The sequence below is a fragment of the Caballeronia sp. LjRoot29 genome (assembly GCF_964252755.1).
Classification (GTDB): domain Bacteria; phylum Pseudomonadota; class Gammaproteobacteria; order Burkholderiales; family Burkholderiaceae; genus Caballeronia.
Map to the genome: position 1 here is coordinate 58,565 of NZ_CAXUPU020000011.1, position 26,325 is coordinate 84,889.

General features: G+C 60.6%; 22 protein-coding genes and 1 tRNA gene. 21 read left to right on the plus strand and 2 right to left on the minus strand.

The genetic code is table 11. The annotated features are described in order from the left end of the window. Window positions 1-129 precede the first annotated feature (129 nt). From lon to ACSQ83_RS14810, 20 genes are all read left to right on the plus strand, one after another. Window positions 130-2,553 (plus strand): endopeptidase La, encoded by a 2,424-nt coding sequence (gene lon / locus ACSQ83_RS14715; RefSeq protein WP_414969193.1) that lies wholly within the window; start codon window positions 130-132, stop codon window positions 2,551-2,553. 352 nt (window positions 2,554-2,905) lie between these two features. Beyond that, window positions 2,906-3,178, plus strand: coding sequence for an HU family DNA-binding protein (locus tag ACSQ83_RS14720; protein ID WP_414948528.1), 273 nt, complete (start codon window positions 2,906-2,908; stop codon window positions 3,176-3,178). A gap of 133 nt (window positions 3,179-3,311) precedes the next feature. Further along, window positions 3,312-3,387: transfer RNA gene (locus tag ACSQ83_RS14725), tRNA-Val, on the plus strand. A 171-nt stretch (window positions 3,388-3,558) separates the two neighbouring features. Continuing rightward, window positions 3,559-4,266: a FadR/GntR family transcriptional regulator gene (locus ACSQ83_RS14730; RefSeq protein ID WP_436228643.1), complete on the plus strand. Its 708-nt coding sequence runs from the start codon at window positions 3,559-3,561 to the stop codon at window positions 4,264-4,266. 133 nt (window positions 4,267-4,399) lie between these two features. Beyond that, a complete protein-coding gene (gene lhgO / locus ACSQ83_RS14735; protein ID WP_436228644.1) occupies window positions 4,400-5,593 on the plus strand; it encodes an L-2-hydroxyglutarate oxidase in 1,194 nt (397 codons plus the stop codon). A gap of 141 nt (window positions 5,594-5,734) precedes the next feature. Continuing rightward, window positions 5,735-6,901, plus strand: coding sequence for a porin (locus ACSQ83_RS14740; protein WP_436228729.1), 1,167 nt, complete (start codon window positions 5,735-5,737; stop codon window positions 6,899-6,901). A 42-nt stretch (window positions 6,902-6,943) separates the two neighbouring features. Then, complete coding sequence (locus tag ACSQ83_RS14745) at window positions 6,944-7,684, plus strand: ribonuclease activity regulator RraA (RefSeq protein ID WP_436228645.1); 741 nt, start codon at window positions 6,944-6,946, stop codon at window positions 7,682-7,684. After that, entirely contained in the window at window positions 7,645-8,655 is a 1,011-nt protein-coding gene (locus ACSQ83_RS14750) for a 2-hydroxyacid dehydrogenase (RefSeq protein WP_436228646.1), read from the plus strand. Before ACSQ83_RS14745 ends, ACSQ83_RS14750 begins: the two co-directional genes overlap by 40 nt. A 34-nt stretch (window positions 8,656-8,689) precedes the next feature. Next, entirely contained in the window at window positions 8,690-10,024 is a 1,335-nt protein-coding gene (locus ACSQ83_RS14755) for an MFS transporter (protein WP_414969189.1), read from the plus strand. 35 nt (window positions 10,025-10,059) lie between these two features. Continuing rightward, window positions 10,060-11,175: an Ldh family oxidoreductase gene (locus ACSQ83_RS14760; protein ID WP_436228647.1), complete on the plus strand. Its 1,116-nt coding sequence runs from the start codon at window positions 10,060-10,062 to the stop codon at window positions 11,173-11,175. A gap of 44 nt (window positions 11,176-11,219) precedes the next feature. Further along, on the plus strand, window positions 11,220-12,533 hold the full coding sequence (locus ACSQ83_RS14765; protein WP_436228648.1) for an MFS transporter: 1,314 nt from the start codon (window positions 11,220-11,222) through the stop codon (window positions 12,531-12,533). 64 nt (window positions 12,534-12,597) lie between these two features. Next, complete coding sequence (locus tag ACSQ83_RS14770) at window positions 12,598-14,286, plus strand: thiamine pyrophosphate-binding protein (RefSeq protein ID WP_436228649.1); 1,689 nt, start codon at window positions 12,598-12,600, stop codon at window positions 14,284-14,286. A gap of 334 nt (window positions 14,287-14,620) precedes the next feature. Further along, window positions 14,621-14,806, plus strand: coding sequence for a hypothetical protein (locus ACSQ83_RS14775; protein WP_436228650.1), 186 nt, complete (start codon window positions 14,621-14,623; stop codon window positions 14,804-14,806). Between the two features lie 140 nt (window positions 14,807-14,946). Beyond that, window positions 14,947-15,900 carry a C-terminal binding protein gene (locus ACSQ83_RS14780; RefSeq protein ID WP_414969184.1) on the plus strand — a complete coding sequence of 318 codons (954 nt, stop codon included), beginning with the start codon at window positions 14,947-14,949 and terminating at the stop codon, window positions 15,898-15,900. A gap of 71 nt (window positions 15,901-15,971) precedes the next feature. Further along, entirely contained in the window at window positions 15,972-17,015 is a 1,044-nt protein-coding gene (locus ACSQ83_RS14785; RefSeq protein WP_414969183.1) for an ABC transporter substrate-binding protein, read from the plus strand. Between the two features lie 78 nt (window positions 17,016-17,093). Next, window positions 17,094-18,530, plus strand: coding sequence for a sugar ABC transporter ATP-binding protein (locus ACSQ83_RS14790; protein WP_414969182.1), 1,437 nt, complete (start codon window positions 17,094-17,096; stop codon window positions 18,528-18,530). Beyond that, entirely contained in the window at window positions 18,527-19,459 is a 933-nt protein-coding gene (locus tag ACSQ83_RS14795; RefSeq protein WP_436228651.1) for an ABC transporter permease, read from the plus strand. Before ACSQ83_RS14790 ends, ACSQ83_RS14795 begins: the two co-directional genes overlap by 4 nt. Next, window positions 19,456-20,406 (plus strand): ABC transporter permease, encoded by a 951-nt coding sequence (locus tag ACSQ83_RS14800; protein ID WP_436228652.1) that lies wholly within the window; start codon window positions 19,456-19,458, stop codon window positions 20,404-20,406. Before ACSQ83_RS14795 ends, ACSQ83_RS14800 begins: the two co-directional genes overlap by 4 nt. A gap of 12 nt (window positions 20,407-20,418) precedes the next feature. Beyond that, entirely contained in the window at window positions 20,419-21,336 is a 918-nt protein-coding gene (locus tag ACSQ83_RS14805; RefSeq protein ID WP_436228653.1) for an SMP-30/gluconolactonase/LRE family protein, read from the plus strand. A gap of 56 nt (window positions 21,337-21,392) precedes the next feature. After that, on the plus strand, window positions 21,393-22,496 hold the full coding sequence (locus ACSQ83_RS14810; protein ID WP_436228654.1) for a malate/lactate/ureidoglycolate dehydrogenase: 1,104 nt from the start codon (window positions 21,393-21,395) through the stop codon (window positions 22,494-22,496). A gap of 49 nt (window positions 22,497-22,545) precedes the next feature. Here the strand turns inward: ACSQ83_RS14810 and ACSQ83_RS14815 are convergent, their stop codons facing one another. Both ACSQ83_RS14815 and ACSQ83_RS14820 read right to left on the minus strand, forming a co-directional pair. Further along, window positions 22,546-23,313 carry a FadR/GntR family transcriptional regulator gene (locus ACSQ83_RS14815; RefSeq protein ID WP_414969177.1) on the minus strand — a complete coding sequence of 256 codons (768 nt, stop codon included), beginning with the start codon at window positions 23,311-23,313 and terminating at the stop codon, window positions 22,546-22,548. Between the two features lie 396 nt (window positions 23,314-23,709). Then, window positions 23,710-24,582, minus strand: a complete 873-nt coding sequence (locus ACSQ83_RS14820; RefSeq protein ID WP_414948530.1) for a helix-turn-helix domain-containing protein — start codon at window positions 24,580-24,582, stop codon at window positions 23,710-23,712. A 175-nt stretch (window positions 24,583-24,757) separates the two neighbouring features. Here ACSQ83_RS14820 and ACSQ83_RS14825 point away from each other — a divergent pair, with 175 nt between their 5' ends. Further along, entirely contained in the window at window positions 24,758-26,317 is a 1,560-nt protein-coding gene (locus ACSQ83_RS14825; RefSeq protein WP_436228655.1) for a sugar ABC transporter ATP-binding protein, read from the plus strand. Window positions 26,318-26,325 lie beyond the last annotated feature (8 nt).

The window sequence follows — 26,325 nt, forward strand, 5'->3', positions numbered from 1 at the left end:
GACGTTACTGACACGTTACTGAGGCGAATTTTTTCGATTCATTGATCTTTTCCCACACGCTTAAGGCTTGCAATCCATTTTGACGGCCTTATTTACGACTGAACTGATTCCACTACTGGGGAAATGAAAATGTCAGGAACCCAACTCCTCCCGCAGGAACGTATTACTCTCCCGCTGCTTCCGCTGCGTGACGTAGTCGTTTTCCCGCACATGGTAATTCCGCTTTTTGTCGGACGACCCAAATCGATCAAGGCACTCGAAGCCGCGATGGAAGGTGGCAAGCACATCATGCTTGTCGCCCAGAAGACCGCTGCGAAAGACGAGCCGACCGAAAAAGACATGTACGAAGTGGGATGTATCGCAAACATCCTGCAAATGCTGAAGCTGCCGGACGGTACCGTGAAGGTGCTGGTCGAAGGCTTGCAACGTGCCAAGACGCTCACGATCGAAGAACAGGAAACTCAGTTTTCCTGCGACGTGATGCCGCTCGAACCCGACCACGCCGACAGCGCTGAAACCGAAGCGCTGCGCCGCGCGATTGTGTCGCAGTTCGATCAGTACGTGAAACTCAACAAGAAGATCCCTCCTGAGATCCTGACGTCGCTGTCGGGTATCGACGAAGCGGGTCGTCTGGCCGACACCATCGCGGCGCATTTGCCGTTGAAGCTCGACCAGAAGCAGCACATTCTCGAAATGTTCCCGGTTGTGGAACGCCTTGAGCATCTGCTTGCGCAACTCGAAGCCGAAATTGACATTCTTCAGGTCGAAAAGCGTATCCGTGGACGCGTGAAGCGTCAGATGGAAAAGAGCCAGCGCGAGTATTACCTGAACGAACAGGTCAAGGCGATCCAGAAGGAACTGGGCGAAGGCGAGGAAGGTGCGGATCTCGAAGAACTCGAGAAGCGCATCACGAACGCACGCATGCCCAAGGAAGCCAAGAAGAAGGCCGACGCGGAGTTGAAGAAGCTCAAGCTGATGTCGCCTATGTCGGCTGAAGCCACTGTTGTGCGCAATTACATTGACACGCTGATCGGCTTGCCGTGGCGCAAGAAGAGCAAGGTCAACAATGACCTCTCGAATGCGGAACGCGTGCTCGACGAAGATCACTTTGGCCTCGAGAAGGTCAAGGAACGGATTCTCGAGTATCTTGCGGTCCAACAACGGGTTGAAAAGGTCAAGGCGCCTATCCTGTGCCTCGTCGGGCCTCCGGGCGTCGGCAAGACCTCGCTGGGCCAGTCGATCGCACGCGCAACGAACCGCAAGTTCGTACGCATGGCGCTTGGCGGCGTGCATGACGAGTCCGAGATTCGCGGTCACCGTCGCACGTATATTGGGTCGATGCCCGGCAAGATCTTGCAGAGCCTGTCGAAGATCGGCGTGCGCAATCCGCTTTTCCTGCTCGACGAAGTCGACAAGATGGGCATGGATTTCCGCGGCGACCCGGCGTCTGCCTTGCTTGAAGTGCTCGATCCGGAACAGAACCATACCTTCGCCGATCACTACATTGAAGTGGACTTCGACTTGTCGGACGTGATGTTCGTGGCGACGTCGAACTCGCTGAACATTCCGCCGCCGTTGCTCGACCGGATGGAAGTGATTCGCCTCTCGGGTTACACCGAGGACGAGAAGGTCAACATCGCGCAGAAGTATTTGTTGCCCAAGCAGATCCGCAACAACGGCCTCAAGGCTGGCGAAATGGATCTGACCGAAGAAGCGATCCGCGACATCATTCGTTATTACACGCGTGAAGCCGGCGTTCGTTCGCTTGAGCGTGAAATGTCGAAGATCTGCCGCAAGGTCGTGAAGATGCTTCTGCTGAAAAAGGCGGAAGGCGCGGTTCGGATCGACGGCAGCAATATCGACACGTTCCTTGGCGTGCGCAAGACCGACTTTGGTCTGGCCGCGAAGGAGAACCAGGTCGGTCAGGTGACGGGTCTCGCGTGGACGGAAGTGGGCGGCGACTTGCTGACCATCGAAGCTGCTGTGATGCCGGGTAAGGGCAACATCATCCGCACGGGTTCGCTCGGCGACGTGATGAAGGAGTCGGTCGAGGCAGCGCGTTCAGTGGTGCGTTCGCGTTCGCGTCGTCTGGGTGTGTCGGATGAGGCGTTCGAGAAGAAGGACATCCACATCCACGTGCCCGAAGGCGCGACGCCGAAGGACGGTCCGTCTGCCGGTATCGCCATGACGACGGCGCTGGTATCCGTGCTGACCGGTATTCCGGTTCGTGCAGACGTTGCAATGACTGGCGAAATCACGTTGCGCGGCGAAGTGTTGCCTATCGGCGGATTGAAGGAGAAGTTGCTGGCGGCACATCGCGGCGGCATCAAGCTCGTCCTGATCCCGGAAGAGAACACGAAGGATCTGGCTGAGATTCCTGACAACGTGAAGAACTCGATCGAAATCGTTCCGGTTCGCTGGATCGACAAGGTGCTCGAGCTTGCGCTCGAACGTGTTCCTGCAGCTTTGCCGGAAGAAGAAGCCAAGCCGGCGACGCCCGCTGTCGCGGATAAGAAGGACACGCCAGCCGCTGGTGAGTTCGTGAAGCATTAAGCAACGCCCGGCGCCCGTCGAGGCGCGGCCCGGAAGGGTTGCGCCGGAGTCGAGCCGAAGTCGTGCAAAGCAAAACCCGCGTGGTCAGTGCGAACTGACCACGCGGGTTTTTTTATTTGGGCTTTGATTGGTGCTTTTTGCCGCTGTATCGAACGCACGCTCCCCAGCGTGTTTGCGCGTCAACGGTCAGGCAAAGGCGGCCTAATCAGGCTCAATCCCGGTTGACACCAGTCTTTCGGCTACTTCTAATGACCGCCGCACTTGGGGCTTCAGGGCCCGTGCTCTAGCAGCCTGTCGTGAATCAACTCTTTGCAGCGTCGCCCAACCACAAACCATTATTCGGGGGATCACAATGAACAAGACGGACCTGATCGACCATATTGCGCAGCAAGCTGATATCTCTAAAGCGGCGGCCGGCCGCGCACTCGAAGCCGTGATTGGCGGGGTCAAGACGACACTGAAGAAGGGCGGCTCGGTGACGCTCGTCGGCTTCGGCACATTCGCTGTGGGCAAGCGGACCGCACGCATTGGCCGTAATCCCCGTACGGGCGATGAAATCAAGATTGCAGCCGCGAAGGTTCCGAAATTTCGCCCTGGCAAAGCGCTAAAAGATGCGCTAAACTAGCGGACTCGCTGGATACGGACCGGTTTGAACAGTTCGGGTCTGGCGGAGCAGGTCACATACTCAGTTGCGTAACGAGCGAGTGTGAGGATCGCTCCAAAAGATCATCCAAGCAGATTGCATAAGATCGCGAAACGGGTGATTAGCTCAGTTGGTAGAGCGGCGCCCTTACAAGGCGTAGGTCGGCGGTTCGAGCCCGTCATCACCCACCAAACCGTCTCGTTGGTATGGTCCGAAGCAGTCTGAAGACACGCAGAGTAGTATCCGAAAACCCGCAAAGCTATTGGCTCTGCGGGTTTTTTATTGCCAAGTCGAATGAATAAGAACTTGACAGTGTGCGCCATTATCCGTATTGTCCGACAACCTGATAAAGAGATGAGCCCATGCTCGAGCTGGAACGCCCCGATTCGCTGGTCAAACGTGTCGTCGACGCCATTCGCGCGGAGATCGAATCGGGACGTCTGGCCGCAGAGGCACGCTTGCCGACGGAGCATCAACTGGCGGAGCGTCTCAACGTGAGCCGCTCGGTGATCCGCGAGGCAGTGGCGCAGTTGAAGTCAGACGGTGTGCTGGTGGCGCGGCGCGGTGCGGGTTCGTATATCTCGCAGACACCGGCAGGCACGGTGTTTCGTTTGCCGAGCGAGGCCGGACGCAAGCCCGACCTTGCACAACTGTTCGAGATGCGGTTGTGGATCGAGACGCAGGCGGCTACGAGTGCGGCTCAGCGCCGCTCGACAGGCGATCTCAAGCGCATGAGCGACGCGATCCGTGAGATGCAGAAAAAGCGCAACGATTTCGACTCGGCTGCTGCTGCCGACGTGGCGTTTCATCGTGCGATCGCTGCTGCAACGAAGAACGATTACTTCGTTGCATTCCACGATTTCCTGCGCGGCCAGCTTGCAGCGACACGTCGGAAAGCGTGGGAAAACTCGGCGTATCACGCGGGCGGCTCGACCGACGCGCAGCAAGAACACGGCGAGCTGTACGACGCGATTTCGCGTCGTGACCATCGCGCCGCAGCCGCAGCGGCAGAAAAGCATTTGCGAGCCGCGGCCAAGCGGCTGGGAATCGAGTTGCCCCCGACAGATTGAACCGGATGCTGCGATTCCGGATCCGCCTTCAGAGGTTGGTCCGAAATCGCAGCATCGTTTTTTTTGGCAAAAGTTAGTCTGACAACCTGATAAGTAAAAGACGGTTTTATCGATCGGCGACCTACACGAAAACATGACTTACGACTTCTGCATCATCGGTGGCGGCATTGTTGGGTTGGCGACTGCCATGGAACTGCTGCAACGCGAACCCGCCGCCTCGCTGCTCCTGCTGGAAAAAGAAGCGGCACTCGCCAAACATCAGACGGGGCACAACAGCGGCGTGATTCATGCCGGCATCTATTACCAGCCCGGAAGTCTCAAGGCCGAACTTTGCAAGCGCGGCGCACAAGCAACCAAGGACTTCTGCGTAGAACACGGTATCAACTTCGAGGTGTGCGGGAAGCTGCTGGTGGCGTCCAATCCGCTCGAAGTGCAGCGCATGGAGGCGCTTTTCGCGCGCTCGCAGCAAAACGGGCTGCGAGTCGAGCGTCTCGATGCAGCCGAGCTGCAGCGACGCGAGCCGAACATCGCAGGCGTGGGTGGCCTTTTCGTCGATACCACCGGCATCGTCGATTACCGCGCCGTGTGCGAGGCCATGGCACGCGTCATTCAGCGGTGGGGCGGAGTGATCCGCTTGTCGACCAAGGTGACATCGATCAAGGAGACCGGCGATCTCGTGAAGATCGGCGCAGAGGACGGCGAGTGGCAAGCGAAGAAACTGGTCGTCTGCGGCGGCCTTCAGTCGGACCGGCTGGCGCGAATGGCGGGTGTCTCCATCGATCATCAGATAGTGCCGTTTCGCGGCGAATACTTCCGGCTGCCGGCCTCAAAGAACAAGGTGGTCAGCCATCTGATCTATCCGATTCCCGACCCGGACCTGCCGTTTCTCGGCGTGCACCTGACCCGCATGATCGACGGCAGCGTGACGGTCGGCCCGAACGCCGTGCTTGGTTTTGGACGCGAGAGTTACCCGAAGCTGTCGGCTAATTTGCGCGACATTGCCGAGTTCACACGCTTCCCGGGCTTCTGGAAAACGATCTGGCGCAACCTGCGCTCGGGCACGACCGAGATGCGCAACTCGCTCTTCAAACGCGGGTATCTCGAACAATGCAGGAAGTATTGCCCGTCCTTGACGCTCGAGGACCTGCTGCCCTGTGAGGCCGGTATTCGCGCCCAGGCGGTGATGCGCGACGGCACGCTCGTGCATGACTTTCTCTTCGCCGATACCCCGCGCATGGTGCACGTCTGCAACGCACCATCGCCGGCTGCAACTTCCGCCATTCCGATTGGCTCGATGATCGCCGATCGGATTCTCAAGGCTGCCTGAACTCCCTGCCGGCCGTTTAAACCACGATGCACCCATGACGCACCCATGCGTCGACGATAACAACCAGGAGACTCAGTAGTGAACCCGCAACGCTTTATCCCCACCCGCCTTTCCGCTCCCAACGGCGCTCGCACTCGTGCCATGCGCACATCGCTCGTGCTGGCTGCTGCCAGTAGTGCTGCAAGTGTTGCTCATGCCCAGGGCAGCGTGACGCTGTACGGCATCATCGACGAAGGCATCAACTACACGAGCAATGTGCAGACAAGCGCCGGGCACGGCCACAACCTGTACAACCTTTCCAGCGGCATCCTGAGCGGCAGCCGCTGGGGTTTGAAGGGCAGCGAGGATCTCGGCGGCGGCATGAAAGCCATCTTCCAGCTGGAAAACGGTTTCGACGTCAACAACGGCAAGCTGGGGCAGGGCAATCTGGAGTTCGGGCGGCAAGCCTATATGGGCGTGTCCACGCCCTACGGCGTGGTGACGCTCGGGCGCCAGTACGACCCCGTGGTGGACTACATCCATCCGCTAATGCCGAGTGCCATGTTCTCGGGCAGCATCGGCGCGCATCCCGCCGACCTCGACAACCTCAACAACGCAAACCGCGTCAACAACTCGGTCAAGTACCGGAGCGCGAGCTATGCAGGCTTCTCTGCAGAAGGCCTCTACAGCTTCGGCGGCGTGCCGGGCGGCATGGGACAAAACCACATCTATTCGTTGGGCGTGGGTTATGGGAGAGGGCCGCTGACCATCGGTCTTGGTTATCTCAATGCCCGCAATCCGAATGCATCGTTCTTCGGCACTGCCGTTGGCGCAACCGCCGCGAGCAACAACTTCGGAACATCGCCGGTCATCAGCGGTTATGCGTCGGCACAGAGCGAGCAGATCGTTGCGGCAGGCGCGACTTATACGATAGGCGCGGCGACCATCGGCGGGATTTATTCGAACACGAAGTTCAAGAGTCTGAGCGGCGTGGTGTCTGCGCTCAATGTCACGGGCGCGTCGGGTACGCAGACGTTCAACAGCGGCGAAGTGAGTCTTCAGTACCAGCTGACGCCCGCGCTGCTCGTGGCGGCTGCCTACAACTACACAGACGGCAGCGGTGCCAACAACGCGCGTTACCAGCAGGGCTCGCTTGCAGCTGATTACTTACTCAGCAAACGAACCGACTTCTACGTCATTGGCGTGATGCAGCACGCGTCGGGCACCGACTCGACCGGCCGCGCCGCGCGAGCATCGCTCAATGGCCTCACGGCGTCGTCATCGGATCAGCAAATCGCGATCCGCTTTGCGATCCGCCATAAGTTCTGAGCTCGATCGCTTCTCCGAATTTCCTCTCGACAGGACGTTAACGTGACTACTTCTACTCCTCTAACCGCGTTGAATCGCGCCAGCCTGCTCAAGGTCAGCACGGCGACGCTTACCACGGCGCTCTTCAAACGCGGTCTTCGCAATGTCTGCGTGCAGGGCATATTGCCGTTCAATCCGGCCGCGTCCCGCATGGTCGGCGAAGCCTACACCATGCGCTATATCCCGGCGCGGGAAGACCTCGACCATATCGGCGTGTTCGCCGATCGCACTCATCCGCAACGCCGCGGGGTGGAAGAGATTCCGGCCGGCCACGTGATGGTCATCGATTCGCGCAAGGACCCGCGGGCTGCATCGGCGGGCGGCATCCTGATTACGCGCATGATGGTCCGCGGCGCGGCTGGTGTGGTGAGCGACGGCGGTTTTCGTGATTTTCCCGACCTGCAGAAGCTTGATTTTCCGGTCTACGCCATGCGGCCTTCCGCACCGACCAACCTGATCCATCATCACGCGGTGGACCTTAACGTGCCGATCGCGTGCGGCGACGTCGCGGTGTATCCGAGCGACATTATCGTCGGCGACGCGGAGGGTGTGGTCGTCATCCCGGCGGAGATTGCCAACGAGATCGCTGAAGAAGCCGCGAGCATGACCGAATTCGAGGACTGGGTCGAGACGCAGGTCCGCGGCGGGCGTTGTACCTTCGGACTCTATCCGCCCGATGCCGCGACTCGCGCCGAGTTCGAGGCATGGCAAGCCGAGTGCGCTGGACGGGGAGCGGCATCGTGAACGCGAAAACGCGGGTGCGCGTGCTGTATCTTGCACGCGGCACGGAGGATCTGTACAACACGGTCCGCGGTTATCTGCCGGCGGACTTCGAACTGGTGACGCTGGCTGGCGATACGCCGGAGGAGGTTTATCGCCATCTGCCAGAGTGCGAAGTAATTGTGGTGGCGACACGGCGTCTGGATGCCGCGATGATCGCCGCGGCGACGCAGTTGCGGCTGGTCGTGCATCAGGGCGTGGGTTATCACGATACCGTCGATGCCCCCGCGCTGCGCGAACGCGGCGTGGCGCTGGCAATCACACCCGACGGCACCGCGACGACCGTGGCCGAGCACGCGGTCATGCTCATGCTCGCGGCCTGCCGTCATCTCGCCTTCGCGGACTCGGAACTGAGGGCTGGGCGTTTCCATGTCAATGCGCTGCGCCTGAAGTCGCAGACGCTGGCGGGCAGGAAGATCGGTTACATCGGCATGGGACGCATCGGCCGTGCGACGGCGCTGCGTCTTCGCGAGTGGGGCACGAGCGGGTTGTACGTGGACCCGCTCGCGCTCCCGGGCACGAGCGAAGCGGAACTCGGAGTGCGGCGCGTGACACTCCACGAACTCCTTGCGCAAGCCGATATCGTGAGTCTGCATGTACCGCTGACACAGGACACCCGAACCATGATCGATGCGCGCGCCTTCGCGCGAATGAAGGCGGGCGCGGTGCTCGTGAACACGGCGCGCGGCCCGGTTGTCGATCAGGCGGCGCTCGTGTCCGCGCTCGACAGCGGCCATCTCGGCGCAGCAGGTTTCGACGTGTTCGAGCAGGAGCCGGTGACAGCGAACCATCCGCTTGCACGCTTCGAGAACGTCGTGCTGACACCGCATATCGCGGCCGCCACGCGCGATACCTTCGACGCAAAGATGAGCGGTGTTTTCGAAAGAATCCGGCGCTTCTATGCGGACGAACCGATGCAGGATCAGGTGTTTTAAAACTAGCCACAGGATCGCGCGAAAAGCGGCCGGCATGGAGACAAAAGTGATTAACCCGAGTATTGAAGCACAACTATTCAAACGCGTTTCGTGGCGGCTCGTGCCACTGCTGGTCGCGATTTATCTGGTCGCTTATATCGACCGGGCGAACATCGGTTTTGCGAAACTGCAGATGCTGAGCAGCCTCAAGATGAGCGAGACGTCGTATGGTTTCGCGTCATCATTGTTCTTTATCGGCTATCTGATTTTCGAGGTGCCGAGTAATCTTGCGATGCATCGCTACGGCGCGCGCCGCTGGATCGCCCGGATCATGCTGACCTGGGGCGTGGCGACGCTCGCGCTCGCATGGACACCGTCGCCGCTCGCGTTCCAGATCCTGCGCTTCATTCTCGGCGCAGCCGAAGCGGGGCTTTATCCGGGCATCATTTTGTATCTCGGCATGTGGTTTCCCGAGCGCCAGCGCACGGGCATTGTGGGCTTGCTGACCCTTGGAAGCAGCATGGGCAACATGCTTGGTTCGCTGATCGGCGGCATCTCGCTCGCCATGCACGGTCTCGCCGGCTTGCAAGGCTGGCAATGGGTGTTCCTCACCACGGGCGCACCGGCCGTATTGCTGACCTTCGTCACGCTGCTTTGCCTGCCTGACAATCCGCGATCGGCGCGTTTCTTGTCGAGTGGCGAGAAGCAGATGATCGAAGACACGCTGCGACGCGATCCGCCACCGCCACCGCGCGCGGCCACGGGCAAATGGTCCATCGCCGCGCTCGTCACGGTGGCGCTCTTCAGCGTTGGCTACGGCACGATCTCGATCGCCATCTACGGCATTGCGTACTGGCTGCCGACGCTCGTGCGTGGTTTCGGCGTGACCAGCACGGAGAACGGCTTGCTTAACATGATCCCGTGGCTCATCACGTCGCTGGTCCTGTTCTGGCTGCCGCGCCGCTTGCGTCACGTACGCGCCGTTCTTGTCGCCAGCATGTGCGCCGCGCTGCTAGGAATCCTGTGCTTCGTCATGAGTGTCGCGCCGATGTCGAACACATTGCGCTTCGCGGCGCTCTCGCTCGGTGCGCCGTGTCTTTATCTGATGATCCCGTGTTTCTGGTCGTTGCCGCCGCGGTTGCTGCCTGAGTCGTTCATGAAGGGCGCGGGCGGTGCTGCGGCGCTCGCCGTGATCGCGGCCGGATCGAGCGTTGGCGGTTTCATCGCGCAGAACCTGATGCCGTGGGTGGGCAAGGTGACCGGGAGCGCAGCCGCACCCATGCTCGTGCCCGCGGGCAGCCTGCTGTTCCTGGGCGGCGGCGCGGTCGTAGTCTGGATCGTGCTGGGTCTCGGACGCGGGCGAGGCGCGGGCCCGGTGACGGCAATTTAACAATACTCCTTATCATTTTTTAGAGCTGAGCAGCTATGACGGACACCATTCCACGCGTCGATGCAAACGTCGCAAGGCAGCAAATCGAAGTGATCCTGCAGGCCTGGGGCATGACGCGCTCGGCGTTCACGCTATCGGCGGATATCCTCATCGATTCGGACCTGAAGGGCATCGATTCCCATGGTATTTCGATGCTGATGTTCTACGACCAGCTTTTTCGCGCCGGTCAGATCGACATGCAGGCGAGCGCGGGCATCGTGCGTGAGACCGCGACGACCGCGTTAGTCGATGGTCAGGCGTCCATGGGCCATCCAACCTCGCACGTGGCGATGGAACTCGCGATCCAGAAGGCGCTCGCAAGCGATATCGGCGCGGTCTCCGTGTTTAATTCGCAGCATTTCGGCGCGGCCGGTTATTACGCGGAGATGGCGGCGAAACGCGGTCTCATGGCTATAGTCGCGTGTTCGACGCGGCTCGCGACCGTGGTGCCGACGTATGGCGCGCAACCCATGCTCGGCACCAACCCGTTCGCGTTCGCCGTGCCGGCGGGGCGCCATCCGGCGGTGATAGTGGATATGTCGACGAGCGTGGTTGCATCGAACAAGGTGAAGGTCTACGCGCTGCAGGGCAAGCCGTTGCCACCGGGCTGGGCGCTCGATGCAAACGGCGCTCCGCTCACCGATTCCGCTGAAGCATTCCGTCTGTTGTTCGGTCGTCTCGGTGGCGGCCTTGCGCCGCTCGGCGGCGACGGCATGGTGTTGGGCGGCCACAAGGGCTACGGGCTAGGACTGATGGCGCAATTGTTCGGCAGCACGCTCGCTGGCGGCTCATTCTCACCGATTCGCAACAAGACGCAGGCGAGCAACGAGCCCGACAACATCGGTCACTTCTTCCTCGCGATGAACCCCGCCGCCTTCCGGCCGTTCGATGAATACCAGTCCGATGTCGATGATGTCATCGATGCGTTACGAAGCTGCACGCCCGCGGACCCCGCGCGGCCGGTGCGGATCCCGGGCGATCCGGAGCGCCTTGCGCGCGATGAGCGCAGCAAGCTGGGCATACCGATGCCCGACAGTTTGCGTAGCCAGCTCCACGAGGTCGCGACCAGGGCAGGGGCGCCTTTTCTGCTGGGGGACCGAGGCTGTGCTTAACGAAGCGATGCAAGCTTAAGTACATTAAAGGAGGAGACAACGTCATGCAGGGACAAGAACACAGGGCGCAATACCGGTGGATACCGGTCATCCTGCTATTCGTCATCGGTGCTGTGAACATACTGGATCGCAGCACGCTTGCCATCGGCAACTCGCATATTCGCGCAGACCTGAAACTATCTGCTGGCGAGATGGGCTTGCTGCTTTCGGCGTTCTCGTGGGCGTACGCGTTCTCGCAACTGCCCCTGGGAGCGCTGCTTGACCGGACCGGGGCACGCCGCGTTCTTGGCATCGGGTTGTTCATCTGGTCGATTGCGCAGGTTTTCGGCGGACTGAGCACGTCGTTCAGGAATTTCGTGGTGTCGCGGATTTTGTTGGGGGTGGCGGAGTCCCCCACTTATCCGGCGGGCGCAAAGGTGATCGCCGAGTATTTCCCACGGCAGCGGCGAGGCAAACCCACGGCGGTTTTCCTCGCTTCGACCACGCTTGCTCCCGCCATCACGCCACCGCTGCTCACCTGGCTCATGCTCGCTTTCGGCTGGCGTCAGATGTTCGTGATCATGGGCGTGACCGGGATCCTGGTGTCGCTGCTGTGGATGCTTTATTGCCGCAGCAAGGCCGGGATTCCTCCGGCGGAAGCGGCTCACGATGCGTCCTTGTCCGACGCTGAAGCTGCGGACGAGGCGTCCTCAGCCAAGCTGAGTTGGGCCGACTTTCGCCATTTGTTCGCGCAGGCTACGACGTGGGGCATGATGATCGGCTTCGGCGGCGTGATCTATCTGGTCTGGTTTTATCTCACGTGGCTGCCGGGTTATCTCGAGCATGAACGTCATCTCGCGATAGGAACGACGGGCTGGGTACTTAGTATTCCCTATGTTTTTGCCTGCTTCGGCGGCCTGCTCTCCGGCTACTTGGGTGACAAACTCATGCAACGCGGGTTGACCCCGGTTAATAGCCGAAAATGGATGATCGCCATCGCACTTGTGGTGAGCGCGGGTTTTACCTTCCTGGCCGCCCGGGCCGAAAGCGCGAGCCTCGCCATCGGTTATCTCTGCGTGGTGATGTTCTTTCTCTACGTCGCGAGCAGTGGTGCATGGACGCTCGTCAATGTGGTCGTGCCGAAACGCATGATTGCGTCGGTGGGAGCGTTGCAGAACTTTGGCGGTTATTTCGGCGGTTCGTTCGCGCCGATCGTGACGGGTTATACGCTCCAATACACCAACTCGCTGAACAACGCATTTGTTGTTGCGGCGATGGTCGGCGTATTGGGCGCGGCGGCATATGTACTGCTGGTGCGCAAGCAGATAACGGGCCGCGAGACGCTCGGCGCGCCTTCCGGAACAAGCGTAATGACGTAATGCCGTAATGGCGGCTTGATCCGCCCGTCACAGCCGATTGGATCATTAACTTTGGGAGCCCAGTGTGAGTATTAATAGTACGAGCAGGACCGGTGGTCAAATCCTTGTCGATGCGCTTCGCATACACGGCGTCGAGCGGGTGTTCTGTGTGCCGGGTGAGAGTTATCTCGCGGTGCTCGATGCGTTCCATGATGCACGCGACGCCATCGACGTCACGGTGTGTCGACAGGAGGGCGGAGCGTCGTATATGGCCGAAGCGTACGGCAAGCTGACCGGCAAGCCGGGGATCTGTTTCGTGACACGCGGGCCGGGTGCGACCAATGCGTCCATCGGCGTTCACACGGCCTTCCAGGACTCCACGCCCATGCTGTTGTTCGTCGGACAGGTTGCGCGAGAGCAGACAGATCGCGAGGCGTTCCAGGAGATCGACTACCGGCAGATGTTTGGTCATGTCGCGAAGTGGGTAGTGCAGATCGATGATGCCGGCCGCATTCCTGAACTCGTCAGCCAGGCGTTTCATCGCGCCGTCAACGGGCGGCCCGGCCCCGTGGTGATTGCGTTACCGGAGGACATGCTGACCGAGGCCGTACGCGTGGCGGATGCGGGCGCCTATAAGCCGATCGTGCCAAGCCCGGACCGGGAGGATATGGCAGTGGTACGCACGCTGCTGGCGCACGCGCAGAGGCCGCTGATGATCATCGGCGGGGGTGGTTGGACTGCTCAGGCGGTTGCGGACATGCAGGCATTCGCGGAGCGTTTCGATCTTCCGGTGGCGGCGTCGTTCCGGTGCCAGGATTTGTTCGATAACACGCGTCCCAACTATGTGGGCGACCTGGGATTGGCGACGGGTCCGGACTTGTTTGCAGGCGTTCGCGGTGCCGACCTGTTGTTGGTGGTGGGTGCCCGCCTCGGCGAGTTGACGACTGCCGGCTACACGCTTGTGGATATTCCAGTGCCGAAGCAGAAGCTGGTGCATGTGCATCTGGGCATTGAAGAACTGGGCCGTGTGTATCAGCCGACCGTGGGGATCAACAGCGGCATGGCGCCATTTGCACGGGCGGCATATGCTCTCGAACCGGTCGCGCATGTGCCCTGGAAAACGCATACGGCGGCGCTGCGCGCAGCGTATGTTGTGGCACTTGAGCCGTTGCCATCGCCGGGTCCGGTGCAGATGAGCGAAGTCGTGCGATGGCTGAGCGAGCGTGTTCCTGCCGACACGATTCTGACCAACGGCGCGGGCAACTATTCCGGGTGGCTGCAGCGATATTTCCAATACAAGGGTTTTCGCACCCAGCTGGCGCCGACGAACGGTTCGATGGGATATGGGGTTCCTGCGGCCGTCGCAGCAAAGCTGACCGTGCCGGACCGTCTGGTAATCGCGTTTGCGGGGGACGGTTGTTTCCTGATGAACGGTCAGGAACTGGCGACTGCTGTTCAATACCGTGCGAACGTGATTTTCGTGGTGGTGAACAATGGCATGTACGGGACGATTCGAATGCATCAGGAGCGTGAGTATCCGGGGCGGGTGTCGGCGACAGATCTTGTCAATCCGGACTTTGTGATGTTCGCGCGTGCGTTTGGTTGCCACGGAGAGCTGGTGGAGAGCACGGCGCAGTTCGCGCCTGCGTTTGAGCGAGCGGTGGCCTCGGGCAAGCCGGCGCTGATTGAAGTGCGGGTGGACCCGGACGCCTTGACGCCGCGACTGAGTCTTAGCGAAATTCGTGCGCGGGCGCTAGCAAGCCTGAAGGGTTGAGAGGAAAAACGAGGAGCAGGTCTGCCGGGTTCGAGACAAGAAAGGCTTGGACTCGGCGATGCTACGCGTTGAGATATTCCAGACGGAGCGAGATTGAGTGGCACGGCACGCGCGGATGAAACGGGTCGATTGCGTAATCGCTTGCTCAAGATCGTCCGAAGCGCCAGACCTGGCGTGCGCCGGAAAACAGACGACATGGTGCGCTGTGTTGTCTCGGCGCTTCGGCCTCCTGGCAAGCCCGGTCATATCACTATCGTTGGATTCGACAGCACTCCGCTCGTGTTGAGCAAGATTCGGGGCGCGACACAATGCGTCAATCGGTCAGGATCCGATCATGCTGTTCTCCTCGCGCATCTGTATCCATCACTCCCATACCATTCGCCGCTCTCTGTCCTTCGTGCCGGACACCGCTCACTTCCGCGCGTCCTTATCGAACCAGGATGGGGCGCACGGTGCAATCCTCCTGTCCGCCACTTGGCGGTTGTCTCTGGCCGACCTGAACACGGTCCAGGAAACGTGACTCGAGCGTTCGAGCGAGTGTGAACTCTCCGGATTCGAGCCGTAAAACGCTTTGCGTAAATTGGCATAGTGGTAATACCAATATACCAATTGTTAACTGCTTACTACACTGCTCCCTCGTTCACAGATCACGCAAAAAACATGAAAGTATTGATCACGGACTACGACTTCCCAGATGTTGAACTTGAGAGGTCACTCTATGAAAAGGCGGGTATCGAGGTAGTCGTCGCTCAATGCCGTACCGAGCAAGATGTCATTGCAGCCGCCGAAGGCTGCCAGGGTCTTCTCGTTCAATACGCCCCAATCAACGACCGCGTTTTCGCCGCGAGGCCAGAGATCCGTATCGTCAGCCGTCTTGGTGCAGGCTTCGATACCGTCAATACCGCTGATGCTCGCAAGCATGGCGTATGGGTAGCAAATTCTCCCGACTACGGCGTAGGGGAAGTGGCAAGCCATGCGCTCGCGATGACCTTGGCGCTGGTGCGTCACGTGGTCCTGTATGACCGCGATGTCAAGGCGGGAAACTGGCACTACTCGAGCTCGGGGCGGCTTAACCGGGTCTCCGACATGACACTCGGCATTGTCGGACTTGGCCGTATCGGCAAACGTATGGCATACATTGCGCGCAACAGTTTCGCGCGTGTCATCGCCTTCGACCCCTATTTGATTGACGGCGATTTTCCCGCGTATGTAGAACGTGTCGACCTGGCGACGCTCTTTAGACAAGCCGACGCCGTGTCCGTGCACGTGCCGCTCAATGGCGAAACGACCGGCCTGGTGAACGCGGCGCTGCTCGACTTGATGAAGCCGGGAAGCTTTCTCGTCAATACCGCGCGCGGCGGGGTCGTGAACATCGACGATGTGCTGACGGCACTCGACGCCGGCAAGCTCGATGGCGCAGCGCTCGACGTGCTCCCGGTCGAACCGCCGGCAACGAACTCACGCATCGTGCAGCATCCCCGTGTGCTGGTCTCTCCCCACGCCGCCTTTTATTCGGTTGTCGCCGGCGCAGAGTTGCGGCGCAAGGCGGCACAGAACCTGATCGACTGGGCGCGCAATGGACGTCCGTCGTACGTAGTCGTGGAAGGAAGTTAGAAACAGGTCGCAACATCGCCAAACGCGAAAGAGCTGTGAATCACGCTCCATCAACTAAAAATAGGAATCCTATGAATACAAAAGAGACATCCACAAGCGTTGCGCGGGTTGTCGCCGCGCTTGCGTTTGGCATCGCGACGTCCACCGCGCATGCGCAAGTGGCGACTGGCAATACCTCGCAGGCCAAAATTGCGTTGTCCAACAACTACGCCGGCAACTCCTGGCGTCAAGCGATGCTCACGAGCTGGGACAACGCTTCGGGAGCGGCGATCAAGGCCGGGACCATTGCAGGAGCACCCGCTTTCACTACGTCGGGCAACCAGATTACCGAGCAGGCGCAGCAGGTCCAGAACCTGATCCTGCAGGGGTACAAGGCGATCGCAATCGACGCAGCGTCCCCGACTGCACTCAACGGTGTCATCAAACAGGCATGCGACGCGGGCATCGTGGTCGTGTCGTTCGACGGGATCGTGACCGAGCCGTGCGCATACCGGGTGGTCGTTGACTATAAGAAGATGGGTGAGATGCAGCTGGATTATCTCAATGAGCGGATCAAATCCAGAAATCTGCTCGAGATCCGGGGTATCGCTGGTTCATCGATCGATGAACAGATCCATGGGGGAATCGCGGCCGGGGTGCAGAAGCACAGCACGTTCAAGGTCGTTGGTTCGGTCTATGGCAACTGGACTCAAACGGTGGCGCAAAAAGAGGTGGCGGGTATTCTGCCGACGCTTCCCAAGATCGACGCCATCGTCACTCAGGGCGGCGACGGTTACGGTGCGGCGCAGGCGTTCAAGGCAGCTGGGCGACCGGTGCCGGTCATCATCATGGGCAACCGCTACGAAGAGCTCGAGTGGTGGAAGCAGCAATCGAAAGAGGGCTATCAGACGATGTCCGTTTCCATCGCACCGGGCATCTCGACTTTCGCGTTCTGGGTCGCACAGCAAGTGCTTGCAGGAAAGAAGATGCCGCACGACGTAATTGTCCCTCTGGTGATGGTCGAGCAGAACAACCTCGACGAGATGCTCAAGAAAACCCCGGCGGGCGGCGTCACGAACATCGAGTACACCCGGGACGATGTCGTGAAACTGGTCGACAGCATGCCGAAGCATTGATCGGACGGCCTGGCGAATTCCGCACCGCGCATGCGGTGCGCTCCTTCCCCGATTCCCCCGACGATTCATGAGATGAGCATGGCCGAGACGATCGTTTCACTGACAGACATTCACAAGCGCTTTGGCAGCAACCATGTGCTCGATGGTCTTGACTTCGCAGTCGAGAGCGGCGAATGCGTGGGACTGGTCGGGCACAACGGCGCCGGCAAATCAACGCTGATGAATATTCTTGCGGGCACGCTCGCAATAGACAGCGGAGAGATGCGCATCGGCGACCAGCAGGTCGCTGCGCATTCGGTGAACAATGCGCATTCGTCGGGTATTCGCTGCGTGTTCCAGGAGTTGTCGCTATGTCCCAACCTGACCGTAGCCGAAAACGTCCGCGTCCTGCACCATGGCCTGTCCGGGTGGGGCTGGCGCAGGCGCGCCACGCGCCTGATCGCGGACAAGCTCGACGAGATTTTTCCTGGCCATGGAGTCCGATCGGATGCGGTGACCAGCGACCTGACGCTCACGCAGCGTCAGATGGTCGAAATCGCGCGGGCGTTCACTGAAGTAGACGCACCGGTGAGGCTTGTACTGCTCGACGAACCGACCTCGAGCCTTGATTCGACATCGGCGGACCAGCTACTGAACTACGTACATACCGCAACCGCGCGGCAACAGTCGGTCATTCTGATCTCGCACATGCTAGGCGAGATCGTGCGCGCGGCCGATCGCAGCGTCGTGATGCGCGACGGCAATGTTGTCGCTACGTTTGGTCGGGGAGTGACCAAGAACGAGGTCGTTGCGGCGATGGGCAACGTTGCTGCCGAGACTCACGGTCGCGCTGCCACGCGTAAGAGCAACGCGGGCGAACTGCGCGTCGATCTCGCGGTCAAGGGGAAACACATTATCGCGCGCAAGGGCGAGATCATCGGGCTCGCGGGGCTTGCTGGTCACGGTCAGACAGAACTGCTACTCGAGGTGTACCAGCAGGCGCGGCGAAGATCGGCAAGCGTGAACGGCACCGTTGCTTTTGTAGCAGGGGATCGCGTGAAAGACGGTGTGTTCCCATCGTGGTCGATCGGCGCCAATCTTTCAATCGGCGCAATGCCGGGGCTGTCGCGCGCAGGGTTCATATCGCCGGAGGGGGAAGCAGCACTCGGACAAGCTTGGCGGGACCGTATTCGGATCAAGACGGCCGACATGGATCAGCCGATCCTGTCGCTATCCGGCGGTAATCAGCAGAAGGTGCTATTCGCACGGGCGCTCGCGGCCGACTCCCAAATCGTGCTGATGGACGATCCGCTGCGGGGCGTAGATCTCGGCACCAAGCTGGAGGTGTATCAGTTGATTCAGGCAGAAGCGGAGCAAGGGCGGACGTTCCTCTGGTACTCGACTGAACTCGAGGAGCTGGTCTATTGCGATCGCGTGTATGTCTTTCGCAGCGGCCACATGACCGGGTGTTTTTCTGCTGACGAGTTTTCGGAGGACAAGGTGATCAAGGCTTCATTCGATGAGGTGGCGGCATGAACGCATTGCTCCAACCCGCGCGAATGCGCGCAGCATTGCCGGTGATCTCGCTGCTGATTGTGGTGTTGCCGATCTTCTATCTACAACCGCAGACGCTGAGCTATTTCGGCATCAACATGCTGATGAATCTGGCCGTTCCGATCGTGCTCGCAACGATGGCTCAGATGTGCGTGATCACCGTCAACGACCTGGATCTGTCGATAGGCAGTTTTGTCGGCTTCGTGGCGTGCGTCGGCGCCTCGCTCCTGCAGCAGAACACTATGTCAGGCATTGCGGTGCTGGTCGGGTGCGTGCTGGTGTATGGCGTGGTCGGCATGCTGGTCGAGTGGCGCAACTTGCCCTCTATCGTCGTCACGCTGGGCATGTCGTTTGTCTGGCTTGGACTGGCTCTCCTGTTGATGCCGGCACCCGGCGGCAGCACGCCCGAGTGGTTGCAGCACCTGGTTCAGTGGCATATGCCGCTGATCCCGTTTCCGATCATGGCCGCCGTTGTCATCGCTGTCGCGACGCATTTTTTCCTGATGCGCTCAGCGTGGGGCACGCTCTTGCGTGGTGCCGGCGGTAACGGTCGCGCACTGGCTCGCGCCGGATGGTCGCTGCTCTGGGCGCGTAGCCTGATGTACGCGCTCGCGGGCGTTTTCGGCGTGCTGTCGGGGCTGACGCTAGTGGGTTTCACGACCTCGGCGGATGCCAACATTGCGCTGCGCTACACGATGATTTCTATTGCGGCGGTCATTCTCGGCGGCGGTGAATTCGTCGGGGGAAGAGTGTCGCCGTGTGGCGCGGTTATCGGAGCGCTCACGCTGACGCTCGCTGCATCGTTCCTTTCTTTTCTGGATATCTCACCGACATGGCAAATTGGAGCGCAAGGCGCAATCCTCATCGCAGTATTGTCGCTGCGGGCAGTGATCGGACGCACGCGAGCATGAGTTCGTTCACGGCGGCCCGGATGGTCCTGAGAAAACCCTGGCTCTGGTCGTATGCCGGCGCCTTGGTGGTGTGGCTCGTTACCCTCGGAGGCGTCCGGGGGCAGGGCGCCGGCGGCATCATCGCCGCAGCACTGACCTTCTCGGTATTCCTGGTCCTGGTCGGTTTCGGGCAGATGCTCGTGATCACCTCGGGCCCCGGCAACATTGACTTGTCCGTGCCCTCCACGATCACCTTCGCAGGCGTTGTCGCGATGCAGTTGATGGGCGGGCAAAACGACATGATCGTGACCGGCGCGCTGGCTGCCGTCGCTGTCGGCGTCGTGGTGGGGAGTCTTAATTACGGCCTGATCCGGTTGCTGCGGATCCCGCCGATCATCGCTACGATGTCGTCTAGCTTCCTGGTTCAGTCCATGGCTATCAGCTATGGCCGGGGGGCGCGCGCAATGCCGCCGTCCGATCTCGTCGCGTTCGCAAACGGCCGCGTGCTGGGCGTGCCCTATACGGCCATCTCAGCCGTCGCGCTGGCCATCGCGCTCGGCTACGTGACTGCCCGCAGCGTGTATGGCCGCTCTCTGTCGGCGCTCGGCCAGAACGCGGGGGCCGCGCGCCTGGCGGGCATCAGGGTCGAGCGCACGCGCTACTTCACCTATGCCTTTTGCGCCGTGCTCGCGGCCCTGACCGGATACCTGCTGGCTGCCTTCTCGGGCGGTGCAACACTCGACATGGGTGACGACTACATGCTGTCCTCGATCGCTGTGACGGTCATAGGCGGCACAGCCGTCGCGGGCGGCCGCGCAAGTGTCCCGGGCATCTGGGGGGCGGCGCTGTTCCTGTTCCTGATGGTGACCATGCTTAATGCGCTCGGCGTCGGCGCGGGTCTTCGCCTTGTCATGACGGGTGTACTGATCATCGGCATCATCATCTTCGCAAGTAATCGAAAAAACTGATAAGGAGTGCGAATGTCTGCAGAAGGCTGTGGTTACGAGATCATCGACCCGTCATTCCGTGAACTGGTCCTGCCCAATGCGTGGGTCGAGAAACTCTACGGCGGCTGCCGCTGGGCAGAGGGACCGGTGTATTTCACGGATGGTGATTTTCTCGTGTGGAGCGACATTCCGAACAACCGGATGATGCGCTGGGTGCCAGGTCTGGGCGTGTCGGTGTTTCGCCAGTTTTCGAATTACAGCAACGGCAATACGCGTGACCGGCAAGGGCGGCTTGTCTCGTGTGAGCAGGGCGGTCGGCGCGTCACGCGCACGCAACCGGACGGCACGATCGAGGTGATCGCTGACCACTATCAGGGCAAGCGGCTCAATTCTCCCAACGATGTCGTGGTCGCATCCGACGACAGCATCTGGTTCACCGATCCGACCTACGGCATTCACAGCGACTACGAAGGCTATAAGGCGCAAAGCGAAATTGGCGCCTGCTATGTGTACCGATGGGATGCGGATAGCGGCGAGTTGTCGGTTGTCGCGGACGACTTCCTGAAGCCCAACGGACTCGCTTTCTCTCCCGATGAAAGCCAGCTCTACATTGCCGACACGGGCGCTACGCACACGGAAAACGGCCCGCACCACATTCGCCTATTCGACGTGGTCGACGGAGCGACGCTCGCCAATGGGCGCGTATTCGCGGAAATCGATCCGGGACTCGCCGATGGATTTCGCCTCGATGTTCAGGGCAACGTCTGGACGTCGGCGGGCGATGGCGTGCACTGTTATTCCCCAGCGGGCAAGTTGCTCGGCAAGATCAGGATTCCTGAAGTCGTCGCGAATCTAACCTTTGGCGGACCGAAGCGGAATCAGCTTTTTATTGCTGCTACGAGTTCGATCTATGCAGTGTATGTCGGCGTAGCCGGGGCACAAAGGCCTTGACTCTTTCTCCGGCATTTTTTCTTGCAGCGAATTTCAGGTAGATTGAAGTGGAAAACATGCAAACACATAACGAGAACGCGGTGCGAGAACTCAGGATTTCCCCGGACGACCTACATGCCTACGTCAGTGCGATATGGGAGACCGCAGGCAGTGATGCAAGAGAGGCGCGGTTGGTCGCGGACCACCTGGTTCTCGCCAATCTTTCCGGTCACGATTCGCACGGCGTGGGGATGATCCCACGTTATATGCGTTCGCTGCACGAGGGAGAATTGAAACTGAACGGGCACGCACGGATTGTGCGCGACGCCGGTGCGGTCCTGACTATCGACGGTGCTTACGCGTTCGGTCAGACGGTGGCTTACGAAGCAATGGAGCACGCGATCGATCGAGCGAAAAGCTTCGGTGTCTGTGCGCTCGGTCTGAGAAACGCTCATCACATCGGCCGGATAGGACATTGGGCCGAACAGTGCGCCGCAGCCAATCTCGTCTCGTTTCATTTTGTCAACGTAGCGGGTGATCCGCTGGTTGCGCCCTTCGGTGGCAAGGATCGCCGCTTCGGCACGAACCCTTTCTGCGCCGGTTTTCCGCGCGCCGGCAAATCACCATTAGTGTTGGATTTCGCGACGGCACGCATCGCCTATGGGAAAACCCGAGTCGCGTATAACAAGGGAGTCAACGTGCCCGACGGTTGCCTGATCGATCACGAGGGACGGCCAACGAACGAGCCCCGAGTCATGCACGAACAGCCTTTTGGCTCGCTGTTGACGTTTGGCGAGCATAAGGGATCCGGGCTTGCCGCAATGTGCGAAATCTTCGCGGGCGCGCTGTCAGGCGGGTTCACGACTCACGAAAGCACGCTGGTGAAAACCAACGCTATTGTCAATAGCATGTTCTCTGTGGTCGTCGATCCTCGCGCGCTGGATGCGCCTTCGAGCGAGGCGGAGGCTGAGGCGTTCATTGGATGGGTCAAGGCGTCGCCGCTTGCCGAAGGAACCGAAAAAATCCTGGTGCCGGGTGAACCAGAAATGGCGTTGCGGGAAGAACGGCGCAAAAGGGGAATACCTGTCGACGCGACGACGTGGCTGCAGATTCGTGAAGCGGCGATCTCGGCGGGCATGTCACCAGCCATTGTCGACACATTCGCTTCGAGGGCACGTTAACTATTTGACGACGTGCCTGCGTGGCGCCGCTAGAGCGCGCCAGGTTCGTCTAAGCGGGCCGCTTTCGGGAGTTGCCCGTGTCGCCAGCCGGCGCCGCCACGGAGTCCGTGGTGGCCTCCTGCGTCAGGCTCGACGTCAGCCGTTTGAACGACACATCCATATGCTTGTGCATTGCAGCGCGCGCGGCAGTACTGTCCCTTGCGCGTAGCGCGCTCAAGATCGCCCTGTGCTCTGCGACCGCCTGGGCCCATACCGCAGTCGTATCGAAATGACTGTTTAACAAGTCAAAGAGCGGCCCCATCCGGGCATCGAACAAGCGCGCGACCAATCCGACCAGCACGCTGTTGCCCGTTGCCTCAGCAAGGCATACGTGAAACGCGCGGTCTGCCTCGAGCGGATTGACGCCCGCCGCGATCTGGGTCTCCATTGTGTTGATCGCTTCTTCCATGACATCGAACTGGGCCTTACGCCCGGTCTTCGCCGCGGTCGCCGCGACTTCACCTTCCACCATCTTGCGGGCGCGAATGAGCTCGAGCGGACCTTCTTCGCTCGACAGGTCGAGAACATCATTGTTGCGAGGCTGACGCAGTGCCCGTACGTAAATGCCTGAGCTGACGCGTACCTCGATCAGACCTTCCACTTCCAGCGCAATCAAGGCTTCTCGCAACGAAGGCCGGCTGACGCCGAGCTGTACTGCTAGATCTCGTTCCGCCGGCAGGCGAGTCCCCACTGCGAATTCCCCGTTCATGATGAGCGCGCGTAATTGATCGCTGATCTGCCGGTAAAGTCGTTGGGGTTCGATTGCCTTGATGGGCATAGGCTATTCCGTTGCTGTTACTGAATTTGGCTCGGGCACGAGCCAGTGAATGAGGGCGAGGCAGGCGGTTGAACCCCGCTTTAGCCTGCTGGCTCGCGCGATTCGGACTGTTGAATTATACCCGCCCGGAGACCCTGCGAACTCGCGGGGAAAGCTAATCAGGAGTCGACGCCAGGTGCAATGCGTCGCGCGAACGGATCGCTCGGTGTGCGTACCGTGCCCCCGGGATGTGTGCGCCGCGACTTCTCCCGGCGCCGCCCACGCGTCCTGTGACCGGCCCGGTATCTCAACAGCGTGGAGGTCTTGTTTGGGCGTTGCGAGAGATCGGTTCCGGGGCAGCGTTTGCGAGAGGCTTAACGTTGGCAGAAGCGCTGGGAGAAGCGCTGAACCCTGCCGCTAAACCTCGCTCTCAATACGGCTGCCCATCGCGTTGTTCGGAATGAACGTTTCGTTCAGGAAGTCGCGTGTGTACGAGCTTGGGGTCTTCCCTGTGAACGAAGAAAAGGCCAGCGTAAAAGCGGCCACGCTATTGAAGCCCACTTCCAGCGCCGTTTGTGTGACGGACAGACGTTTGCGCGTCATCAGTTCTATCGCGCGCGCCATGCGCAACTCTTGCAAGAAGCGGCGCCAGCTCATTCCCAGCTCGTCCTGGAAGTATCGACGTAGCGTGCGCACCGACGTGCCGGCCGCTTGCGCCGCCAGTTCGATCGTCGCCGAGTCCAGCCGCGTACGCGTATAAGCGATGGCACGCTTAAGCGCCGGCGACTCGCCAAACGGAATCCACATCATGCGCGAGCACTCGAACCAGTCCTTGCATAAGAGGCCGAGCGCCTGGAAATAGGCGTTGGCGATGGTGTCATCGGCGGCGCGTTCACGGCCCCAGCGCAGCGCATAACCGAACATCTCGCGCGCCAGCCCGCTGACCGGTGCTGCCCAGCAGCCTTCGTGCTGCCACACCGTATGTTGCGCGCCAACGTGAGTCACCACCACTACGGCATCGGCACTGGTGTAAAGCCGGTATGGCCGGCTATGTGGAATAAAAACCATATGCGCGGGCAGCAGCAACCACTCACCGTGCGGCCCTTCAAGTTTCAGGCGCCCCTGCTCGACATACAAAATCTTGTTCTTCGGATCGCCGCGCGAGCCGATAACCGCCTTGCCCGGTTCCACGCGTTCGACACATTCCGGCAGCGGATCGCCGCATCGAAACGGGTTGACAGGATCGTCCTCCGGCAGGGTCCAGTCGATCAATTCGTCGCTCTCTTTCATGGTGTCTCGCTCCGTTCTTCCGGCTTTTACGTCGTATCCGCGCTGGCCGATTTTCGATGTTGAGCTGGCCGGTTTTCGATGGGCGGCCGCGAATGCCTCGTCCAATAATAGTAAAAACAAAAAAACTGTGTGACAAACACTAAATTCGGCCAACGGGCTAACGATGGAGTGAGACATGTCTGCAACGATGCAACACGCGGCCGAGCCACGTGCAGCACCGCGTATCCCGGTGCTCGAAGTTCGCGGTGTCGGCAAGCGCTTCAACGGCGTGAGCGCGCTCGAGGACGTCAGCTTCGACGTCGCCGCCGGCGAAATCGTCGCGTTGCTTGGCGAGAACGGCGCCGGCAAATCCACGCTCATCAAGATATTGGCCGGTGTTCACGCACCGTCGAGCGGCACGCTGCTGTTTCGCGGCGCGCCGACGGATGCGCGCACCATGCGCGGCCGTGTCGCGTTCGTGCACCAGGATCTGGGGCTCGTCGACTGGATGACGGTTGCCGAGAACATTGCGCTCGCGACCACCTATGCGAAGCGGCGCGGCCTGATCTCGTGGGGCGCAGTGCGCGCGTCTGCTGAAGCGGCGCTGTCGCTGGTGGGCGGAGACATCGATCCTGAACAGCGCGTCTTCACGCTGTCGCGCGCGGAGAAGTCACTGGTGGCCATAGCGCGTGGCTTGTCGAGCCGCGCTGATCTGCTGGTGCTCGATGAACCCACGGCAAGCCTGCCCGAAAGCGAAGTGCAGCGCCTGCATCGGGTGTTGCTGGGTCTGCGCGAGCAAGGCGTTGCGATGATCTATGTATCGCACCGGCTGGACGAGGTGTTTGCGCTGTCCGATCGAATTGTGGTGCTGCGCGATGGCCGGCGCGTCGCGCAGCAGAACACGGCAGACACCGCGCCCGCTGAACTGATTCGCCATATTGTCGGACGTGAACCTGACTCGGTATTCGTGCGGCCGCCCGCGCCGGTTGCTGCGCCCATCGCGTTGTCGGTGCGCAGGTTGCATACCGAAGAAGCGGGTCCGCTTAACTTCGATGTCCGCCGCGGCGAGATCCTCGGACTGGTCGGCTTGCGCGGCGCGGGCCACGATTCGCTTGGCAAGGCGCTGTTCGGCGCGGAGCCGATCCTCTCCGGCACCGTGCTGCTCAACGGCGAGCAAGTGGACCTGTCATCGCCCGGAGCGGCTGTGGCGAACGGCTTGTGCCTGGTCGCCGGCGACCGTTACGGCGAGTCGATAGGACTTGGCCTCAGCGTCCGCGAAAACCTCTTTCTCAACCCTCGCGCCAGCGGCCGCAAGGGGCTGCATATGCGCTCGGCGGCCAGCGAAACCGTCGAAGCGCTGGCGCTGGGACGACGTGTTGCGTTGCGCCCGAACGATCCGGCGGCGTTGATCGAAACGCTCTCGGGCGGCAATCAGCAGAAGGTCGTGATTGCACGCTGGCTGCGGATTGGCGCGCATGTGCTGATTCTCGAAGACCCCACCGCAGGCGTCGATATTGGCGCGAAGGCCGAGATTTATCGGCTGCTTGGGGAAGCGGTGCGCACCGGCATGGCGGTAGTGCTGATCTCGTCGGACTTCGAGGAGACCGCCCAGATCTGCCATCGCGCACTGGTGTTCCGGACGGGCACGATTGCTCGCGAGTTGCCCGTCGACCAGCTCAGCGTGTCGGAGTTGCTGCATTGCGCGTCGCTGGATTATGGCGTGAGCCCAGCCGATGTTGTTCCACTTACTGCCTGAGGCACCCC

Coding starts and splice junctions, on each gene's coding strand:
- ACSQ83_RS14815 (WP_414969177.1), bottom strand. CDS start 23,313: ATGCCCATCAAGGCAATCGAACCCCAACGACTTTACCGGCAGATCAGC.
- ACSQ83_RS14765 (WP_436228648.1), top strand. CDS start 11,220: ATGCAGGGACAAGAACACAGGGCGCAATACCGGTGGATACCGGTCATC.
- ACSQ83_RS14825 (WP_436228655.1), top strand. CDS start 24,758: ATGTCTGCAACGATGCAACACGCGGCCGAGCCACGTGCAGCACCGCGT.
- ACSQ83_RS14780 (WP_414969184.1), top strand. CDS start 14,947: ATGAAAGTATTGATCACGGACTACGACTTCCCAGATGTTGAACTTGAG.
- ACSQ83_RS14790 (WP_414969182.1), top strand. CDS start 17,094: ATGGCCGAGACGATCGTTTCACTGACAGACATTCACAAGCGCTTTGGC.
- ACSQ83_RS14720 (WP_414948528.1), top strand. CDS start 2,906: ATGAACAAGACGGACCTGATCGACCATATTGCGCAGCAAGCTGATATC.
- ACSQ83_RS14730 (WP_436228643.1), top strand. CDS start 3,559: ATGCTCGAGCTGGAACGCCCCGATTCGCTGGTCAAACGTGTCGTCGAC.
- ACSQ83_RS14750 (WP_436228646.1), top strand. CDS start 7,645: ATGGCAAGCCGAGTGCGCTGGACGGGGAGCGGCATCGTGAACGCGAAA.
- ACSQ83_RS14760 (WP_436228647.1), top strand. CDS start 10,060: ATGACGGACACCATTCCACGCGTCGATGCAAACGTCGCAAGGCAGCAA.
- ACSQ83_RS14805 (WP_436228653.1), top strand. CDS start 20,419: ATGTCTGCAGAAGGCTGTGGTTACGAGATCATCGACCCGTCATTCCGT.
- ACSQ83_RS14795 (WP_436228651.1), top strand. CDS start 18,527: ATGAACGCATTGCTCCAACCCGCGCGAATGCGCGCAGCATTGCCGGTG.
- lon (WP_414969193.1), top strand. CDS start 130: ATGTCAGGAACCCAACTCCTCCCGCAGGAACGTATTACTCTCCCGCTG.
- ACSQ83_RS14755 (WP_414969189.1), top strand. CDS start 8,690: ATGGAGACAAAAGTGATTAACCCGAGTATTGAAGCACAACTATTCAAA.
- ACSQ83_RS14785 (WP_414969183.1), top strand. CDS start 15,972: ATGAATACAAAAGAGACATCCACAAGCGTTGCGCGGGTTGTCGCCGCG.
- ACSQ83_RS14810 (WP_436228654.1), top strand. CDS start 21,393: ATGCAAACACATAACGAGAACGCGGTGCGAGAACTCAGGATTTCCCCG.
- ACSQ83_RS14820 (WP_414948530.1), bottom strand. CDS start 24,582: ATGAAAGAGAGCGACGAATTGATCGACTGGACCCTGCCGGAGGACGAT.
- ACSQ83_RS14800 (WP_436228652.1), top strand. CDS start 19,456: ATGAGTTCGTTCACGGCGGCCCGGATGGTCCTGAGAAAACCCTGGCTC.
- ACSQ83_RS14775 (WP_436228650.1), top strand. CDS start 14,621: ATGCTGTTCTCCTCGCGCATCTGTATCCATCACTCCCATACCATTCGC.
- ACSQ83_RS14740 (WP_436228729.1), top strand. CDS start 5,735: ATGCGCACATCGCTCGTGCTGGCTGCTGCCAGTAGTGCTGCAAGTGTT.
- lhgO (WP_436228644.1), top strand. CDS start 4,400: ATGACTTACGACTTCTGCATCATCGGTGGCGGCATTGTTGGGTTGGCG.